This window comes from Amycolatopsis marina, assembly GCF_900111885.1.
GTDB classification, from domain to species: domain Bacteria; phylum Actinomycetota; class Actinomycetes; order Mycobacteriales; family Pseudonocardiaceae; genus Amycolatopsis; species Amycolatopsis marina.
On sequence record NZ_FOKG01000017.1, the window covers coordinates 15,231 to 32,408 of the forward strand.

Here is a 17,178-nt window from a genome sequence, read left to right on the forward strand (position 1 = left end):
TCTCATTCGGGGACATCCACTTGACACCAGGCGTGGCCAACCATCGCTTGGTGTTGTCAGTGCAGATGACCGGGACCTGGCTTGACCCCCAGGACCCGGAGAGCAACGCCCAGGTGCTCCTGACCGGCACCGTCTGGACCGAGCAGCCGTCTTTCCGATGGGTCGCCGGCCTGGAGGCCCGGGTCGTGACGCTTCGCGGCTACGCAGCTGGGGAGGAGCTCGTCGTCTCCCTCGCGGACGACCAGCTCATCGGCCTGGAGCGCGCACGCGGCCAGGACGACGTGGCCTTGCGCCTCAAGCTGCAGGCCACCCTGCTGGCCGCGCCGAGCGGCGTGCATCCGGCGGGTCATGAGGAGCTGCCGGTGCGTATTCCCCGGACGCGCTGGCAGGAGTTGCTGGACCAGGCAGGTGCAGAAGTCGGCGTGTTGGTCCGGGTTTCCAGCCCGCTGACCGACGCAGCGCTCGATCTGCTGCCGGCCGCCTCCGACGAGGCCGCCGCCTCGTTGGCTCAGGCCGCCGCCCGGCTACGCCAGGCGCGGGCCGAGCTGCGGGACCAGCGGTCGGAGCACAGCGTGGCCACCTGCCGCAGGGTGTTGGAGAACATCTCCCGGCTGGTGAGCCTCCCCTCGGCAAAGAGCGTGGCGGAAACTCCGGCCGCTCGGCGCACCCAGGAGCAGCGATGGGCGGCCATCTACTGGGACGTCAAGAGCATGGTCAACGCCGCACACCACGACGACAGCACCACCGAGGGCTTCACCTGGAGCCGCCCGGATGCCGATGCCATCCTGGCGGCTACGGCGGGGCTGCTGGGAAGGTACACAGCCGGGAAGTAGCAGGTCGGCCGCGAAGGTCCGCTACTGCTTGATATACGAACGAGTGGAAGGCGGGTGCTTCTCCTCGCCCAACTCGCCATCGGTTCGCCCAGCATGCAGTGTCGTGCCTCGCCGCGTTCGTTGCTGAGCTGGCTTGTGTCCCGGGGCCTGCGGCACGATGTGGCCATGATTCATCCAGTACCTCCGACCCTGATGCCGGTTCTTGAGGCAGTCCCGGCACGGCAAAGTGCGTTCGGCTGGAACCGAGATGTGTGGTTCGCGCAGTTGCGCGATCGCCCTGATGTGGTCGACGCGTTGACTGCGCTGGAGGACCGGGTGGACCGGCACACGACCGCTGCTTTCGTCCTGGCGGAGTTGAACAACGATCGTGTTCTGTCAGCTTTCACCGCGGCGATGGTTTGGGGGTATGGGCTGGCAGGATACGGGCCGAGTCGCCTGCGGCGGGTTCTGACCGGCGTCGGCGGCAGTCGATCTCGCGACGCCGCGGTGCGTCCGGACATTGCTGACAGGCTCCTCGGCGCCGTGAGCGTGGTGCGTGAGCAGGGTCCGGTGGAGGCGTACTCGTACATGTACGGAACCGGGCGGATCAAGTATCTCGGTGGAGCGTACTTCACCAAATGGCTGTACTTCGTGTCCGCAGTGGATGGACCCGACACTCCTGCGGCGGCACCGATTCTGGACAAGCGTGTCGCCGTCTGGCTGAACGCCAACATCGCTCTTCGGCTGAGAGTCGATCGCACCGAGTCTTACCGACTGTACTACGGGTTGCTCGGAGAGTGGGGTCGCCAGTTCGGGCGGACTCGCCCACAGGTGGAGCAAGCCATTTTCGAACTCACACGGTAATAGGTACAGGATCTCGCGAGAACGCCCCTGTCTCCACGCCGCCACGGTCGAGTTGGCAGCGAAAGCAGATCGGTGTGCCGTCGCTGGTGGTGCGACGGCACAGGTTCTCGGCGCCGCAGCGGCTGCAGGTCTCGGTGGGTGCCTGGTAGCAGGTGGGGCACAGGTCCGGCTGGCCGTCGACCGCTCGCAGCGCGACCCGGCGGGTCAGGCCGCATCCTCCGCACCGCCGGGTCCACCCGCAACCAAATACCGGCGGAGGGCCATATTCGTACGTGGCGAGTTCAGCGGCCGCCGCCGGACGTCCGGCGTCCGGTGGACGCCGCTACCGTCTGCTCAGAGCCAGGGTGCGTTCGTCCCCCCGCTGAGACGTGTCCGTCGACTGGTGTCCAGGTGGGAAGCGGGCTCGGCTCAGCGGCAGGTGGTCAACTCGTCTGGCCGATGACAACTTCGTGGATGAAGCCGATGGCTGATTCGACCCGTGTGCGAATTGCAGACAGTTCCGTGATCGAGAACTTCCCGGCGTGGCCATGAGTGCCGTCGTTGAACGTACGGAACAGTTTGAGAACGTTCTCCACGTTGGCGGCGGCGACGTTGGTGAGTCCTTCCATCGCCATACCTTGCCTGCGCAGTAAGTAGCTGATCTTCGCGCGGCGGGTGACAGCGCCGCTGCCAGTCCGCTCGCAGTTGGGGTCGTCGCGCTCAACCGCGGCATCGGGGGCCGACTGGTCCAACATCGACACGACGACCTCGCGGGCGCTGGTGCAGAAGTGCCGTGCTGCGTCTGGGTTGTTGGGGTTGAGCGAGTACAGGGCACCGACCCATCGCCTGAGGAGGTCTTCACCGAAGGCCCCCAACTCCGAGCCCATGCTGGGCGCACTCAGTTCCTCCTCCGAGAGGTCGGACGCCGGGTCTCCGTCTCCGTCCAGGGCGTTTGCGACGTAAAGGCTGTTGGCCACCTCGTCGCTGGCCAGATCCATGAATCGCTGGTCGAGATCCGAAGCTGTACCTGGTCTGACCTGCGCATCAATGGCCTGGAAGGTCTGGACGAACGAGGTCGACGAGCTGCGGTACGACGTATAGTTCGAGCTCGTCGTGGGCCGCGAGTTCAGTCGTTGTAATTCTTGCCGCAGCCGGCGCCGATCGCTCTCGACCCGACGGTTGTGGGCTCGAGCGCGTGTGTTGTACGCCCGAACCTCGCGGTTGTAGTCGTTGACGGCCTTCTTCACGCCGGCGTTGTACTTGCGCGCCGCCCGGTTGTAGTCGTCAACTGAACGCTGCAGTTTCCGCACCGCAGCCTTGGCTTGCGACGGGGTCACTCTCCTCACCATTCACCGAGTATGCTGCTTGCCACCGACAATCAGACTCGGACACGCCCACCGCCACTCATCGTCGAGGCTTGGGCCTCAGCTTGACGCACGCACGGGCCTCATACGGGCGGCGGTGAGGAAGGATTGCGAACGCCTTGGCAGGTCGGCCGGGGTGGGCGATGCTCCGGAGAGGGGCGACGGCTCGCGACATTGCGAGTTGACGGCACTAGGCTGTCAGGCCGAGGTCGAGGATGCCGGTGGTCAGGATGGGTGCGCGCTGTACGGTCGTGGAACTAGAATCCAGCAACATGACCGGTGGGGGCGCAGCAACCAACTCGGGTATCGATTTTCAAGCACGAGTCGGTGCTTTGGCCTTAGTCAGTATGCTGACCGACGTCGCTGACCTAGGTTCATTTGGTCTCGGCCAAGATGGCGATGTCCCTCTTGAGGTCCATTTCGAGACCGCTGACGCTGTCGATGATATCGCTTTGGTGCTGCCTCGCGGCCGGATCCTCATCCAGGCGAAGAACACGGTCACGCTGTCGTCCAGCGTCGACTCGGAACTGGGGAAGGTCATCCGACAGATCGTCGCTGCGTATCATGAGCATCGCGAGAGTGGCCAATATATTCTGGCAGTCTCACCTTTTGCCTCTGCAAGGATCCGCCAGGATCTCAAGAAGCTATGTAACTCTTACCGACTCAACCAGGCAGGACACAGTTCGAATCCGCTCAACCAAAGAGAGAACGAGACGCTCAAGGCGATTCGCGAGCACATATTCCGCGAGTATGAGGTCATTAGTGGGAGCCGCTGCGACGTTGACATATTCGTGGCGATTCTCAAAGCTACCCATATTGAGACTCTCGATATCGGCGAGAACTCCATCGGGGAACGTATGGCAGTCACGGCGCTATCCACCGTGACTGATTCCGAGCCTATGGTGATGTGGCGTGGCCTTGTCGCTACTTGCCTAACTTTGGCTCGCAACCGCATGTCGATCGACCAAGCAGGGCTAACCGCCCGCTTCGGAGCACTGCTACCCGTCAAGCGCTCCAGATCGGACTCCTTCCCGCGGCCGGACGATCATCAACCTGCACTCACACTTGAAGGCAAGGTGTCGATGGGCCGCGAAGTGGTGCTTGGAGAAGATGAGGACGGGCGAACGTATCTGGCCGAGTTGCGGCGGTTCGACGATGACGGCACCCGACGTGTCCGCTTCACCGGCGGGTTCGTCGACCTGTCTGGCGGAGTTCGTTGGCGAGTATTGCGACGAACCGCCACCTACAGCGGCATGGCCCGTGAACTTGAAGACGAGTTGGCTACCCAGATCAGCGGCGAGATCGTTGTGATCGACGCCGACTTCGGCGACATCGACGACACGCCTTTCGCGCAAGCCCACGCCGCCGGGTACCAGGCAGTCATCGAGGCGGCAACCGACCCGCTCACCTGCCTGGTCTGCGGCTGCACAATCTCCCAGGACAGGGCCCACTCTGTCGAAGTCGACGACGTCGACCACCCCTATCAGGTCGGGCTCGTGCACCGTCATTGCCTTCGGCCGATGCATCGAATCATTGGTGTGGTCAAAGCAGAGGCCTTCGCCGCCACGCCGTCCCTGATCGACTTCGACTACAAGACTTGGATCAACCAGATGCGTGGCGGGCAAGGAATCTGGCGTTCGTCGCGCGGTAGCGGGAACGCAGGACTCCTGCGAGTTGGCTGGAACCCCCGAAACAGTGGAGGTACCACTGGTGGGTGGGCGGTCGAGTATGACCTTAGTGACGGCACGAGCAGATACGTACTTGTCCGAGGACGTGTCCATCGGGGCAATCGTCGGCAGGCCCAACAGATGGCCGGGCAGCTAAGCAGTTCCGCGTCGGAGGCCGCCATCAAAGGAGATCCCATGGTGTACGGGCTCCGCGGCTACTCCAAGCGGTCGATTGCTGTATGTGCGGACGATCCCAATCCGCCGGAGGTAGTGACCCACCGCGCCGTCCAGATCACTGAAGCGACCGTCTCCGCTCACAGTACGAGTGAGAACTACTACGCTCCGCTCTTCTATCTCTCGGACCACGAGACCGGGGAGCTGTTTACTATGGGGGAGGCACCGGTCTTACTCACCGATCCGCTGCGCTTCGAGGACGTAGTAGCGAATTGGTGTCTCGCCGGTGTTGAACTGCCCGCCCTCATCTCGACCACCATCGTTCCAACCGATCACGATTTTGATCTATTCATGATGCGCGCCGATTCCGAGGGACGGGCCGCTTGCGTTGACCCTATCTTAGAGCCCGTCGGCGGCCTGATCAGTGGTTTCCTGGTCGCCAACTTTAATGAGATAACCAAGAAGTAGGTTGACGCATGCGTCTGATGTTATTGCCCTTTTGTGGCGCAGAGCCATATTCGTAAGTGGCGAGTTCTTGTCCCGATATCATCGAGGGCGTCCGGTGCGAGCCGCCTGGCGGCTTCAGTTCTCAAGGCTACGTTAGCTGGCGGTGAGGTCGCTGGGATCAACGCGGTTGAAAGCGAAGAACTCGTCACATGCCCGCTTCAGGGACTCGTATTCGTCGTCCTGGCGGTTGACCAGAACGACGAGCGTTTCCGCCGCCGACTTGGATAGTCGGCGTTCCTCAGCCTTGTCTCGGGAGTCCTCGATCGCTTTGACGGCGGTCTTCGCGAACTTGTCGTAAGTGTCGATCGCGGCCGTAACCTCGGGCGCTGGCGGCTTGTCCACGCGGATCTTGTTCACCACCGTGTCCCATTGCGTCTCGGCGCGACCGAACATCAACAGCTGTGGTCCGATCCCGAACGGGCCGTCGACGCGGTTCTGGTGTTCGATAACGGCGGTTGCATCGTCGCGGAGCTCTTCTCGCAGGGCATCGGCCGCGAGTAGAACCTCGTGCACCGTCGCGACCTGCTTGGCAACCTGCGTCTGCTTGTGGCGCTGGCGCCCAGCTTCGAGTTCTTCTTGGGCGAGATGCAGTTGCTGCTCTGTGATCTCGTTCTGGTGTCGTGCCTCTGCGACCTGCTCTTCAGCAGCGACGGCCGCCTGCTCTGCCGCCTTGGTCTGCCTCCGGCTCTCGGCAAGATCGGCCTCAGCGACATCAGCGCTCCGCTTTGCCAACTTCGCCTGCCAGATCGCAACGCCCGTCGAACCCGCCGAGATCACTGCCGCAACGATGGCGATAATCGCAGCCACCCATGCCGCCGAGTCCCCTGCGTCCAACGTCGGCGCCCCTCCGTGATCGATCACTAGAAGCATCGAGTATGGGACATCAGACCGCCCGTAGGCGCACGCCGGACAGCGGACAGCGAGAAGCTCCAAGCTCGCGGGTCAAGCACTGGTGCAGGGTGAACATCACACGGCTCACGTGGCAGCCTCCGTCAGACTGGAGGCATGCAGACTCGGCCCTAGGCGAGCCGACGAACCCGCTGGTCAGAGTGCGTGTACGGTGAGGTGAACCGTCGATGACGCTGATAGCGTCAGTTCGCATGTCAGCGAGTACGACTGCTTATTTTAACAGTGCGAATCTCGCATCAGATGCGATATGGCCGTTTTTCAGTACATGGAGATGTGCACGTGGTCGTAGTGGCAGCCGGTGAGGTTGGCGGGGTTGGGGCAGCCGTAGGCGGTGGAGGTGTAGGGCGTCCAGGTGGGGTTTTCGGCTGACCAGTATTGGCCCTGCCAGATGAGGTAGCGGACTCCGAGGTGGGCTTGGTGGGTGGTGAGCCAGTTCGCGGCTCGCCATCCGTCGGCGATCGAGGCGGGGTCGTGGGGGTTGAACATGATGTCGCAGGCGCGGCCTTTCGGGTGGTCGGAGGCCGGGTTGGCCGGGCGGGGCGCGTGGCAGCTGAGTCCGGTGCCGGTCATTCCCACTGTTCGGAGTGCGTGGATCAGCGCGAGGGTGCGGGGTGTGATGCGGCCGTTGCTGGTGGGGTCGCGTTCGGTGGCCTGTTCAGGGGGCCAGTCGGTACGGATGTGGCCCGGTGCTCCTGTGGGGTTGGCGCAGGACACGCCGGCGACGGCGCCGACGATCTGGCGGGCCCGGTGCTCGTGCGCGGCGTAGCGGTCAGGGAATCCGGAGCGCTGCACGGCTTGTGCAGCCTCGGCAAGGTCCATGTGTCGCCAGTTGGGCACGGTGAGCAGGTGGTTGTAGAACTGGGTGGCGGCGTAGCTGGGGGTGAGGATCTGCTCGGGTGTGCCCCAGCCTTGGGAGGGCCGTTGTTGGAAGAGACCGAGGCTGTCGCGGTCGCCGTAAGTGAGGTTGCGTAGGCCAGATTCCTGTATCGCGGTGGCGATCGCGATCACCCACCCGTAGTTGGGTACCTGCATCTGTTTGCCGACCGCGACGATGGAGGCGGCGTGGCCTAGCTGTTCGGCGGTCAGGCCCGGCACGGTGCGGGTGGGCGCACCGTCGGGTGTGCAGATCAGCGAACCCGAGGGACCTCCGGTGAACGCGCTGACCATTCCGGCGATCCCGGCGCCGATGAGGAGGGGGATGGTGAGGATGAGGGCGGCGAGACCGGCTCCGAGTTTGGTTCCCATCGTTGGATCGCTCCCTTTTTTCGTGGCGCGCTAGGGCTGCCGGGGCCGGTGCTGCCGGGGCTGTTTTTTTAGGTGTCGCTGCGGGCGAGCCGGTTTGGTGTGGCTGGAGGTGGAATCGGGCTCGGTGGCGGCAGCCGGTCCGGCGAGGCCGCTGTACTGTCACCGGTCTCGCCCTGGTCGTCCGCGGTGTCGGCCGGTGGCGGCAGGCCGGGCCAGGCGTCGGCGAGGTCGGCGAGGCGGTAGCGCGGGCCGGCGCGGTCGGCGCGCGCTGAGGTCAGCGGCAGCCACACCGCCTCGGCTGGGCTCGGGTGTGGCGAGGTGGGGTCGAGCAGGTTGGCTGCCGCGGTGGCCACCGGTACCGCACGCGGGTTGTCGAGGTCGGCGTGGACGCGGGCCAGCGCGGTGCGGGCCCCGGCTTCGCGGCGGGTGGCGGGCAGCCACACCAGCACCGGTGTCGCGATGCCGGTGGACTCGGCCAGCCGCGCGTATCCGGTGAGTTTGCGGCCGACTTTGGTGAGGGATTCGGTGCCGGTGTCGAACTCGAGGAACCACTCCACCTCCCGTGAGGTGCTGCCATGACGGATGCGCCAGCGGCCGTAGCCGTCGGGGATGACGAGGTCGCCGAAGTGGCGGGCGCAGCGGGATTCCGACCACCACGCCCCCAGCGCCTCCGCCTGGCCCGCCGCCGGGATGTGGCGGGTGCGGGCGATCAACGAGGTGAAGAAGTCATTGACACCGACGGTGTGGGCGAGGCGTTGGTTGTGGGCGATGCCCATGGCGCGGTCGTGCCGGTAGCCGAGGTCCTTCAGTTCGAGGCCGTGTTCGGCTGCGAGGACGGCCGCTCCGGCGGGGCCGAGGACGTAGTGCATGGGCGCGGATCCGAGTTGCTGGAACGGCTGGAACCGGGACACCACGCGCCAGAGGTAGAGATCGCGCAGCCGCTGGCGCGCCGAGCGGCCGGAAGGAAAGGCGGCGTCCTGGATCTGGGCGGTGGTCAGGACACGGTGTTCGTGCAGCAGGGCGAGCAGCCACTTGTCGCGGGCGGTGAGGCGGGAGGCGAGCATGGCCTGGTGCTCGACCGAACTCGCGGCCCGGGCGGTGTGGCGGCCGGGCAGATGGCCGCGCAGCGTGTGCTGGCGAGTGGCGGTGGTGATCACGGATGTTCTCCTCGACGAGGTGTCAACAGGGTGTGGACAAGTGATCAATGGGTGTGGATAAGCCTTGTGGGCAGTCCGAACTCGGCCCGGGGCGGGGACCGGCGGCTGCGGCAAGTTGATTGTGTGGCGCGGTGGTTATGGGCGGGTGCGGCGGGGATCGGTCGTGGGTGGCCGGGTTGGTGGCACCCGCCGTCCGGTCGGCGCGGCCCGTGTCCTGGTGGCGGTGCTGGGAGCGCTGATGTGGGGTGTCGTGTCAGCGTTCGGGGTGCTGTGCGCGCGGCGCTGGGCACGCAGGACAGACCGGATTTCCCGTGCTCGCCCGGGTATGGGGTCGGGCAGGGGTGTGGTGGTCATGGTGAAGGGCTCGGTTTCCTCGCCGTGCACGACGAGGCGGGTGGCGGTGTGGTAGACGCCGAGGTGGGACAGGTCGTGATCGGACAGTCGGGGTGCGGTGTGGCGGGCGAGTTCGCGGGCGTCTTCGGGGCTGGCGGAGAAGAAGATCTTTGAGCGGGCGTTGGTGGAGATGCCTTCCTTCAGTTCCCGGGTCAGCTGCCCGAGGTGCTGGTGCGCCAGCGTCATCGACACCCGGAAGCCACGGGCTTCGGCGAGCATGTCCTCCAGGGGATACGGCAGATTCAGGAAGTTGTGGCATTCGTCGATGACGAGGCTGGCGTCGGGACGCAGTCGCTGTGGAACGCGGGCACGGGCGGTGGTGGCCTGCCAGGTCCGGGCCACCACCAACGACCCGACCAGCCGGGTGGTTTCCTCCCCGAGTGAGCCTTTCGGGATGCGCACTAGGCAGATGCCGCCCTCGTCGAGCACCTGCGTCATGTCCACAGTGGAGCGGCCTCCGGCGATGGCCTCTTTCACGAAGGGCCGTAACAGAAACGCTCTGAGTTTGTTCATCAACGGTGAGATCACCTGGGAGCGAGAGCTGTCGGTGAGGTCGTCGTACCACTGCCAGAACCCGATCAGAACCGGATCGGTGAGCCCGGCGGTGATCCGGGACCGGAACGCCTCACTGGCCAGAAGTTTCGGGAGATCAGCCAGCGTGGGCACGCCTTCCTGAGCGCGCAGCGTCAGGCACGCGGCGCGCATCAAGTCGTCGGTGCGCGGCCCCCAGAACGCCGAGTACACCCGCCGGAACACCGACACGAGATTGTCCACGTCACGGTCGGTTTCGCCGCCCTCCAAGGGGTTGAGGATGGGTGGGCGGTGGCGGGAGTCGGCGTCGAAGAGCACCACCCGCTGCGCGGCCGAGCGCGGCAGCCGGTTGAGCACGTCGGTGACTAGGTCGCCTTTGGGGTCGATCACGACGATCCCGCGGTGGTGGTCGGCGTCGTCGAGGATCATGCTGCCCAGCAGGGTCGACTTTCCGCTGCCGGTGGCGCCGAGCACGTGGAGGTGGTGGCGGGCGTCGGCGACGCGCAGGCCGACCGGGCGGGCGTGTCCGGTGTCGGCCTGCCCGAGCGGTTTGACCTCGGGGCCTGGCGTGGCGACTCCGGGCGGCGGGGCGACCGCTTTGGCGCCCGCGCGTTCGACTCCGGGGATTTCGGCGTCGGTGGGCAGGTGCGCGATCACCGCCAGTTCCGGGACCGACAGCAGGTCTCCGCGATCGAGGCGCCGCTCGGCGAGGGTGTGGGCAGGCTGGCGCAGCCGGGTGCGGGTGTAGTGGTTGTGCTCGGTGTAGGCGGCGAACGCGGCAGCCAGCGCATGTGCCCGGCCCCGGGCGATGTCGCGGGCCTGGCGGGCCAGCTCGTCAGAGGTGTCGCCGGACAGGTCGGTGGCGACGGCGTAGCGCACGACGGTGTCGTACTGGGAGCCGCGCTGTTTGCCCACTATGGCCTTGTTCTGGGCGGAGTATTCCAGCGACAGCTGCGGATCGGTGCTGATCCGCCGCGAGTCCGCGCTCCGGCCACTTCGGGTGGCGTTCGCGCCCGGGCTGATCGCGTCGAGAACCCGGCCACCGAAGCGACCCGAGGAGCCCTGGTGCACCCGGCGGGCGGCGCGGCGGGCCTGGGTCACGCGGCGCCCGGTGACCGGGCGGGCGAGGATCTGCACGCAAGCGCGCTCGTCACGGCCCAGGCCCACCGGGGCGCCCAGGAGCCCCCGGATCGGGTCGGCGTCAAACGCCGTGCGGATCGGCAGCGACTCGGATCGGGCCAGACGCAGGTGACCGCCGACGGTAATCCGCCGCCACCCCGTCTTCACGGCGGGGAAGGGGGGCGTGGCGGGGGTGGTGCGGGTGTGCGAGCCGGGCCAGGCGGCCTCGATGGCCCGCTCCACCAGGGACGGGGGGATGGGGCCGGGGACCCAGAACTGCACAGTGACGCCGTGCTCGCCGAACACATACTCCATCGCCAGGTGGGGTTGCCCGGCCCACCACCGTCGCCAGGCCGGGCGCAGGAGCCCGACGAGGTTGGACCAGACCGCGGCTGCGCCGGCGGGATCGACGGTGGGCGGGGCGAGCACGGTGATCCGGCGAGCATCGACCTGCAACACGGCGTGACGGCGACGACGCCACCAACCGCGCACCACGAACGCCCCCGCCAAGACCACGGCCAGGGTGGGGACGGCGACCGGCCCGCACACCAGCGCCCAGCCGCGCAGGGCGGCGAGCAGGGTGAGGCCGGTACCGCTGGGGTCGCGCAGATAGTCACCCACCCAGCTCTGCATCACCGGAAATACCGCACGACGCACGGCCATAACGAAGCTCCCTTCCAGCAAGAACGCGTGCGAGACAAGGACAAACAGCGAGCGGCTCAGGGCCACCTCACGCGGGATCGAGGTCGACCTGCCCCGCGTCGTCGAACCCGTCGCCGGCGGGCTCCGCGTCGGCGCCCACGTCGAACGAGTCGGCGGTGTCGGCGGGGCCGAGGTCGATGTAGGCGCCGGCGAGGCCGTGGTCGGTGGCGTCCGGATCGTCGTCGGCGAACCGGGCGAGTTCGGCGGGATCGGTGGTGATGAGGAAGTTCTCGGTGGGGGAGGCCAGCGACTCAAACGCCACCCGCTGCGTCCCGGAGCTGAGAAGGCCCTGGCCGCGGTCGGCCGAGAGCAAGTACTGCCGCTCTCCGGCGGAGAGGTTGAACGCCTCGCAGATCTGGTCGATGACTTGCGGGGCTTGGCGGAGCAGAACTTGCGTGGCGGCGTTGCTGACGATGGCTTTGCCCAGATCGCTGCCGAGCAGGTCGGCGGCGTCCTGGGTGGCCGTGGTCAGCCCGCACCAGTGTTTGCGGGCGGCTTTGGCCAGACGGAACAAGAACCGCGCGGCCTCGGGCTGCTGCATGAGCAGCCCCGCCTCGTCGACCACGACCAGCCGGGGCCGCCGGTAGGCCGGGTTCGAGACGCGGCGCCAGACGGTGTCGAGCACGAGCAGGGTGCCGATCGCGCGTAGCTCGTCGGGTAGATCCCGCAGGGAGAACACCACCAGGTGCCCGTCGGGGGTGGCGGTCGTGGGTCCGTCGAACAGATCGGCGAACGCTCCGTCGACGAACGGATGCAGCCGGGCGGCGAGGTCGGCGGCCACGGTGTCACTGTTGTCGCCGGTGGTGGTGAGGGTGTCGCGCAGGTCGCGCAGCAGCGGCGCGGGGCGTGTCCAGGTCCGGGGGTCGTCGGTGATGCCTGCTCGGTGGTAGGTGGTGGTGATGGCGGTGTCGAGCACCGCGCGTTCGGCGGCGGTGATCTCCGCGCCAAAGAGCACGGCCACGACGGTGTGCAGGAACAGGCTGCGGCGTTTGAGCGCGTCCTGGGGGGCGGTGTGTCGCCCGCGCGCGTCGGTGTGCACGGGCAGGTCGAACGGGTTCAGCCGCACCCCGCCCGCGCCGAGGTGCACGTAGGTGCCGCCGACCTGGGCGGCCAGTCGGGCGTATTCGTCCTCGGGGTCGACGACGAACGCCTGCACCTCGTCGGCTGCCCATCCGTCCTCGTCGTGGCCGAGGGCGCGGTAGAGGCTGCGCAGCGTCTCCAGCTTGACCAAGTACGACTTACCCGCGCCACTGCGGCCGAGGACAACCGAGTTGTAGTTGTCGCACGCGAATCTGTCCCAGTGCACGAGCCCGGACGAGCCGATGTTGTAGCCGTAGAGCACCCCGCTCGGCGCCGAGGTCGTCGGGTCGGTCGGCGGCAGATCCGGCGAGGTGAACGGATAGGCCGCGCTGACCGCGGCGGTGTCGAACGTCCTCTTCAATCCTAATGGGTCCAGCCCGAGTGGCAGGGTGCTCACCCAGCCCTGCAACGCCCGGTAGGTCGCGGGTTTGGCGTCGAGCAGCAGCGACGCGCACAGCGACCGCAGTGCCGAGACCTCCTCGGCGAGGGACGTCTCGTCCGGGGCGTGCACGGTCAGGTACAGCCCGAATCGGAACAGGCGCCCGTCGCCGCGGGCGATACGCCGCGAGAGGTCGGCGGCGTCCTCGGCGGCGGCGTCGAGCTCGGGGTCGTCGAGCCGGTCGTGCCGGGAGTTGTGCCGCCTGCTGGATTCGAGTTTGGCGCGTTGTTTGCGCAGTCCGCTGGCGGCGGTGGCCGGATCGACCGGCTGGACGTGGACCGAGACGTCCAACCGCGCCGGGTAGGTCAGCAGGGGCGCCAGCCAGCCGGGGTAGACCTCCTGCGGATACCCGGTGACCCCGAAGCTCGCGACGAACTCGTTGCCGACCTCCAAATGCCGGGCCGACACCGACAACGAGTCCGGGGTGAACGCCCCTGCCGCTCCAGAGCGGGCTGGGGTGGTGTGGTGGGTTGTGCGTGCCATGGGTGTCTACCTGCTTTCGATCTGTCGGGTAGGCCCCCCGCATTGCTGCGGGGGAGCCCCCCTCAGAACCGGACGTGCACCTTTCGGCGCATCCGGCTCAAGCAGGTCCCAAGGACCGTGCAGAAGGGAGCTCCAGGGGGCCACGCTGATTGCCAATTGCGTGGTGACTGCGGTGGCAGTCGGCGTGGACGAGCATGGGGGATTGCGCATGGTGTCCTCCGGTTGATCGGTAGATCAGGCCGTCCGTGGTGCGGGTGCGGTGTAATGCCGCGAACCAATTCGCCCAGTCACGTACTGAGTCAGGTTCGTAGCCCGCGCCCGCGATGAGGTCCAGCCCGCAGAGTGGGCAGAGCCCTTTCTGTTTCGCAGCAAGGCTGACGTGGAATTGCCCGTCAGCCTGTGGGTGCCTGCGTTTCCTTGTCCGCGCGGCCCAGTAGTCCGTCAGGCTCGGGTCGTCTTTGGACGCCATTCCCTTGACAGGGATGTGCCGTTGGATGACGGTCCACACGAACTTGTACAGGTACCGTCCACTGTGATGATCACCGAACACCCAGTGGTCGTCGCGCCGGGAATGGAAGCGCCCGAAGTACCGGTCCTTGGTCCATGACCGGCTTTTCCGGGGATGCCGCCGCAGGGCCCATCTCCATGTCCTGTGCCACACATAGTGATCCAGGTCGGCGAAGATTTCCTTGGCTACCGCACCGCGGTAGTAAGTGGCCCAGCCCTTGATCAACGGGTTAAGACGCTGGATCAGCAGCTCCGTGGTCGTGCTCTGCTCGACGATCCGGCGAATCTTGTCCTTGACCCGTTTCACCGCCTCGGCGCTGGGCTTGATGAGCGTCTTCGGACCGTACGTCCTCACATTGAAGCCGAGGAAGTCGAAACCATCCTGGAGCCGGACGATTCGTGTCTTGTCCGGATGGATGGTCAGCCCGCGTGGCTCCAGCCACTCGGCCAGTTTCTCCTTGACCTGCTCTGCCTCAGCCTTCGAGGTGCAGAACACCACAAAGTCATCGGCGTAGCGGACCAAGAGCGGCACCTGGGCCCTCTGCCTTTCGGTGAGATTGTCCAGGTCGCCGATAGCGGCTCCCATGCCGTGCAAGGCGATGTTCAGCAGAAGCGGGCTGATGACACCGCCCTGGGGAGTTCCCTCCCCGGTGGCAATGAATCGCCCGTCCTGCATCACACCGGCCTTCAACCACCGGAGGACTGCCCCAGCAGCGGGGAAACCTCCGATAGCGTCCATCAGGCGGGTGTGGTCGATCCTGTCGAAAGCGCCGGCCAGGTCCGCGTCGAGAACCCACGTGCGGCGAGCCGTGCTGCGCGCGGTGAGCCGGAAGATCTTCTCGATCGCGTCGTGACAGCCACGTCCAGGGCGAAAACCGTAGTTCTTGCCCTCGAACCGCGCTTCCCATTCAGGTTCCAGGGCGTTCTTCACCCTGGCCTGCTGCGCCCGGTCCCGAATCGTCGGGATACCGAGCGGACGGGATTTCCCACCAGCCTTAGGGATATGCACTCGCCGTACCGGCCTGACATCGGTTGCGGGCTCGGTGGCGAGTGTCCTCGCCAATCTGCCTCGCTCCTGTGCCGTCAGAGCCCTCGCCCCGTCGATGCCGGGAGTACGGCGCCCCGCGCTCAGCTGCGTGACCCGGCGAACACTCACCAGAGTGTTCGCGCGGGAGCGCAGCATGAGCTTCTGGAGATTCCGGACCTTCTTCAGGTCCCCTTCCTGCGCGGCCGTGAAGATCCGTTGCCTCAGTCGCCGTACGTCCCGTTCGGCCTGCGCCCAGTTGATGCTGTGCCAGGCTTGCGCGTCGCCCGTGGCCTCGTTCAACGGAGGCACCGCCATGTCGGCTACCGCGTCCACGTTGTTCCCTTCCGTCGTCTAACTCGGCTGCTGGTAATGACTTCTGTGTGCTCGGTTGTCCTCACGGACCCACCAGACCCGCGTGGGCTCCCTTTCGGGCCCGGCCACCATGGGCCGGTATCCGCCGGGTTATGCGCAGCGGCTGAGGTGCCGGGTGCTGCGGTTTCCCCTGGGCTTTCGCCCCAGCGGCGTTCGCTTCTCGGGTCTTCCTGTTCCCGCAAGGGAGTTCTGCCGTGGTTGCCCGTGGCTTACCGAAACGCATCCGCTTCGGACCCTTACGGGGTTTCGCTGTTCCGCTCCTTCCAGAAACGACCTGCGAGGACGTCCCCTATACCCCGGACCCGGTGGTGATCACGCCGCCCGATAGACGACTCGGACGGCCACGTGGGCTTCTCAACCCGGTGGGCCATTAACCGCCGATTGCTTGCCATGACGCGGTCTGACTATGACGAGGCTTCATCAGGGATTCACTTGTGTTCGTCCGTCAGGTCTTCTCCCCGCCCCGTGGCTCCGCCATGGCTCGGCAGTGCCCTTCGGGCTTTCCGGGAGGCTTCTCCCCACGCCGTTACCAGCGCAGTTCGCTCCCTGGGAGACCGGCTCAGTGATCACTTAGCCGGAGCGACAGTCCACCTCCTTCTTGTCGCCACTGGGCAGAGCGGCTTTTCAGCTCGCACCGTCGTCGTAGTCCCAGTCCTCGTCCACCGGCAGCCACGGCCCCACCTGCGACCGCGTGGACCCGGATGCCTCGCGGGTTCGCGTTATGCGGTCCGGTTGTGGGGCCGCTGCATGGTCGGGGTCGTCGGGGCCGTAGAGGTCGGTGAAGGTGGCGGTGGCGGTGACGACCTCGTCGGCGGCGGCCAGCTGCGCCGAGGGCGGCAGGAACGTGTCGGGGTTGCACGCCGAGGCCAGCACGCCGGTCGCGGCGGCGGCGTCGAGCGGGGTGGCCACGATCCCGGCGGGGGAGAGCAGGTCGATGGCCTCGCCGAGGCGGCGCACGAGCCGTTGCTCGGCCGCCTGCCGCAGCCCCTCGTCCACCGACTGCTCGTCCCGGCGCCGCCGCCACGGCACCACGCTCGACGGGGGTGGCGGGCCGGTGCGCAACGGTTCGCGCAACACGAGCAGCACCTGACGGCGCAGCAGATCAGTGTGCGCGGTGAGCTCGGCGAGGTAGTCCGCGTGATCCCGCGCGGCGGCCTCCAGCGCCGGGTGGGGCAGTCCGCCGGCGCGGGCGCGGAGTTCGGCGATCTGGGGTGCGAGGTCGAGTCGTTCGGCCCGAATGAGGATCTGTACCGGTGCGGTCAGGCTGTGCAGGTAGCGGGCGAAGGACGCGACCAGCGCCTCCTGCTCCCCAGTGGTGCGCAGGGAGAAGTTGACGGTGGAGCAGACGGCGATGACCGCGAGTCCGTCGCGGGCGAGGTTGATGATGCCGGCCTGCGCGCCGGTGTCGGCCACGCCGGTGGCCGGAAGCTCCAGCGGCGCCGGGGACACCGCCTCGGTACCGGCCGAGGTGGGACGGCGTCCTCTGCTGCCCCGGCGTGTGGCGGGGTGTGGGGCGGTCAGCCACGCCGGGGCCGCGCGCACGCCCTCGGGTGCCGCGACCCGATGGCGCGGGGACAGGCGCTGGCGGATCGCGGCGACGACGAGCCTGTCCAACGGCAACCCGTCGCGCTGTCCGAGGGCCAGGGCGGTGACCGCGACGCCGACCGGCACCGCGACGATCAGGAACACCGGCAGCGGCACCAGATCCCGGGTCAGCGAGTAGAGCCCGTAGAGCAGCAGTCCGGCGACGCCGAGGATCGCCAGCTGGCGGGCGGTCAGCGGCCCCAGCACCCGGTCCGGGCGATCGACGTCGGCGGGCACACGCACAGGAGCAGTCATGGCGACCA

The 17,178-nt window shown here is 67.0% G+C and carries 11 protein-coding genes; 3 read left to right on the top strand and 8 right to left on the bottom strand.

Going from position 1 to position 17,178, the window contains the following annotated elements:
* Positions 1 to 50: 50 nt before the first annotated feature.
* On the top strand, positions 51 to 833 hold the full coding sequence (locus BM199_RS24310; RefSeq protein WP_143101904.1) for a hypothetical protein: 783 nt from the start codon (positions 51 to 53) through the stop codon (positions 831 to 833).
* Positions 834 to 998: 165 nt separating this feature from the next.
* Positions 999 to 1,676: an 8-oxoguanine DNA glycosylase OGG fold protein gene (locus tag BM199_RS24315; protein ID WP_143101905.1), complete on the top strand. Its 678-nt coding sequence runs from the start codon at positions 999 to 1,001 to the stop codon at positions 1,674 to 1,676.
* A 422-nt stretch (positions 1,677 to 2,098) separates the two neighbouring features.
* On the opposite strand, the gene BM199_RS24320 is transcribed toward BM199_RS24315, so the two are convergent.
* Positions 2,099 to 2,992 (bottom strand): pPIWI-associating nuclease domain-containing protein, encoded by an 894-nt coding sequence (locus tag BM199_RS24320; RefSeq protein ID WP_218160428.1) that lies wholly within the window; start codon positions 2,990 to 2,992, stop codon positions 2,099 to 2,101.
* Between the two features lie 299 nt (positions 2,993 to 3,291).
* On the opposite strand from BM199_RS24320, the gene BM199_RS24325 reads away from it, so the two are divergent.
* A complete protein-coding gene (locus tag BM199_RS24325) occupies positions 3,292 to 5,328 on the top strand; it encodes a hypothetical protein (RefSeq protein ID WP_143101906.1) in 2,037 nt (678 codons plus the stop codon).
* Positions 5,329 to 5,460: 132 nt separating this feature from the next.
* On the opposite strand, the gene BM199_RS24330 is transcribed toward BM199_RS24325, so the two are convergent.
* The 7 genes from BM199_RS24330 to BM199_RS24360 form a co-directional block, all read right to left on the bottom strand.
* Entirely contained in the window at positions 5,461 to 6,174 is a 714-nt protein-coding gene (locus BM199_RS24330) for a hypothetical protein (protein WP_143101907.1), read from the bottom strand.
* Between the two features lie 360 nt (positions 6,175 to 6,534).
* Positions 6,535 to 7,521 (bottom strand): VldE C-terminal domain-containing protein, encoded by a 987-nt coding sequence (locus BM199_RS24335; RefSeq protein WP_091675896.1) that lies wholly within the window; start codon positions 7,519 to 7,521, stop codon positions 6,535 to 6,537.
* Between the two features lie 68 nt (positions 7,522 to 7,589).
* Complete coding sequence (locus tag BM199_RS24340) at positions 7,590 to 8,678, bottom strand: replication-relaxation family protein (protein ID WP_091675899.1); 1,089 nt, start codon at positions 8,676 to 8,678, stop codon at positions 7,590 to 7,592.
* Positions 8,679 to 8,813: 135 nt separating this feature from the next.
* A complete protein-coding gene (locus BM199_RS24345) occupies positions 8,814 to 11,384 on the bottom strand; it encodes a type IV secretory system conjugative DNA transfer family protein (protein ID WP_091675901.1) in 2,571 nt (856 codons plus the stop codon).
* 67 nt (positions 11,385 to 11,451) lie between these two features.
* Positions 11,452 to 13,425, bottom strand: coding sequence for a VirB4 family type IV secretion system protein (locus BM199_RS24350; RefSeq protein WP_091675904.1), 1,974 nt, complete (start codon positions 13,423 to 13,425; stop codon positions 11,452 to 11,454).
* 97 nt (positions 13,426 to 13,522) lie between these two features.
* Entirely contained in the window at positions 13,523 to 15,292 is a 1,770-nt protein-coding gene (gene ltrA, locus BM199_RS24355) for a group II intron reverse transcriptase/maturase (RefSeq protein ID WP_218160429.1), read from the bottom strand.
* A 663-nt stretch (positions 15,293 to 15,955) separates the two neighbouring features.
* Positions 15,956 to 17,170 (bottom strand): PrgI family protein, encoded by a 1,215-nt coding sequence (locus BM199_RS24360; protein ID WP_091675906.1) that lies wholly within the window; start codon positions 17,168 to 17,170, stop codon positions 15,956 to 15,958.
* Positions 17,171 to 17,178: the final 8 nt, after the last annotated feature.

Coding starts and splice junctions, on each gene's coding strand:
- BM199_RS24315 (WP_143101905.1), top strand. CDS start 999: ATGATTCATCCAGTACCTCCGACCCTGATGCCGGTTCTTGAGGCAGTC.
- BM199_RS24325 (WP_143101906.1), top strand. CDS start 3,292: ATGACCGGTGGGGGCGCAGCAACCAACTCGGGTATCGATTTTCAAGCA.
- BM199_RS24335 (WP_091675896.1), bottom strand. CDS start 7,521: ATGGGAACCAAACTCGGAGCCGGTCTCGCCGCCCTCATCCTCACCATC.
- BM199_RS24345 (WP_091675901.1), bottom strand. CDS start 11,384: ATGGCCGTGCGTCGTGCGGTATTTCCGGTGATGCAGAGCTGGGTGGGT.
- BM199_RS24350 (WP_091675904.1), bottom strand. CDS start 13,425: ATGGCACGCACAACCCACCACACCACCCCAGCCCGCTCTGGAGCGGCA.
- BM199_RS24360 (WP_091675906.1), bottom strand. CDS start 17,170: ATGACTGCTCCTGTGCGTGTGCCCGCCGACGTCGATCGCCCGGACCGG.